Origin of the sequence: Pelomonas sp. KK5, from assembly GCF_001984095.1 — a bacterium.
Classification (GTDB): Bacteria; Pseudomonadota; Gammaproteobacteria; order Burkholderiales; family Burkholderiaceae_C; genus KK5.
On the sequence record NZ_LYVQ01000475.1, the window covers coordinates 1 to 1,378 of the forward strand.

The following is a 1,378-nucleotide window of genomic DNA, read 5'->3' on the forward strand; positions in this document are numbered from 1 at the left end:
ATGTGGGCGGCGACTGGCGCCTGCACGAGCTTCTGGCACTTCGCGCACGCCCACTTGCCACGGACATGGCGCTCGACGGTGAAGACGCCGGGCTCGTAGTCGAGCTTCTCGCTGACGTCCTGGCCGATGCGCTTCATCTGGCAGCCGCAGCTGCAGGTGGTGCTCTCGGGCTCGTGATGCATGTCCCTGCGCGGCAGGTGCGGCGGTAGCGGTGCGCGTTTAGGCATCACCTTCTTACCGGCGACCCTGTCGTCATCGTTGGCCTCGTCGAGTTCGGCGCAGGCCTGCGCGATGTCGGCGTCCAGTGTCTCGTCCAGCAGGCTCTGCTGCTCGGCGCTGAACTTCTCGCTGGTGGCGGCGAACTTCAGCCGCTTGAGCACCGCGAGTTCGTGCGTGAGCTTCTCCACCTGCGCCTGCTTGAAGGCTACCTCGCGCTGCTGCCGTTGCAGTTGGTCGTCCTTGGCGGCGACTTCGGCCATCAGCGTCAGCAGCGCCTCCCGCATCTGCTGCGGATCGAGGGCTTCCAAGGCTTGGGTGGCGATCACGGAAGGTGATCGTGCCGGACCGGGATGGTCCTGCCCATCGGCACATTCGCGGATTGCGTGGCGCTACAGCACCCGAATCACACCACGCGAATGACGCCGCCTTCGCCGATGCGCTGCCAGGGCAGCCCGAGCACGAGGGCGTCGAGCTGTGCCGCGCTCAGGGCCAAGGTCGCCGCGGCATCCCTGGGCCAGGCGAACTTGCCGCTGTTCAGCCGCCGTGCGGCCAGCCACACGCCGATGCCGTCGTGCACGAGGACCTTCATGCGATTGGCTCGGCGATTCGCAAAGAGATAGGCATGGTGAGGACGCGCCTCGCCGAACACCTTCACCACGCGGATCAACGCGGCCTCGGTGCCGGCTCGCATGTCCAAGGGTTCCGCGGCCAGCCATACAGCGTCAACGCGGATCACCGCAGCAACTCGCGCGTCCAGGCTGCCAGGTCCGCCGTCGAGCTGACGGGCCAGGTGATCGACATCGTCACGGGGCCTCTGCGCAACTCGATGTGGATGTCGGCACTGGCCGGCCCGGACGTCGTTGCGGGCATGGGCAGAGCGATGAACTCACCTGACCTGGTTGGCTGCTGCGTCTTGTCCGCTCGGGCCAAGCTCCTCCAGCGATGGACGACGTTGGCATTGATGCCGCGCTGCATAGCGACACCCGCGACCGATGCACCTGGCGCTTCGCATTCGGCCACGATCTCCGCCTTCTCCGCGGCGCTGTACCGCCGCCGACTCACCGTCTTCTCGCTTGTCATCGCGTCCACCTATCGTTAGATGGACGCGATCCTTGCCGCTCGCTTCTCGCCGATCAAGATGACTTTGCCGGACGCGTAC

At 66.3% G+C, this 1,378-nt stretch carries 3 protein-coding genes; all 3 read right to left on the reverse strand.

Annotation, left to right across the window (positions count from 1 at the left end):
- The coding region (locus B0W88_RS31745) for an IS66 family transposase zinc-finger binding domain-containing protein (RefSeq protein ID WP_369973974.1) at positions 1-503 on the reverse strand (503 nt) is incomplete at its 3' end.
- Positions 504-622: 119 nt separating this feature from the next.
- A complete protein-coding gene (gene tnpB, locus B0W88_RS31750) occupies positions 623-955 on the reverse strand; it encodes an IS66 family insertion sequence element accessory protein TnpB (protein ID WP_077038405.1) in 333 nt (110 codons plus the stop codon).
- Complete coding sequence (locus B0W88_RS31755; RefSeq protein WP_077038406.1) at positions 952-1,299, reverse strand: transposase; 348 nt, start codon at positions 1,297-1,299, stop codon at positions 952-954. The genes tnpB and B0W88_RS31755 overlap by 4 nt, the downstream gene beginning before the upstream one ends.
- Positions 1,300-1,378 lie beyond the last annotated feature (79 nt).

Coding starts and splice junctions, on each gene's coding strand:
- B0W88_RS31755 (WP_077038406.1), bottom strand. CDS start 1,299: ATGACAAGCGAGAAGACGGTGAGTCGGCGGCGGTACAGCGCCGCGGAG.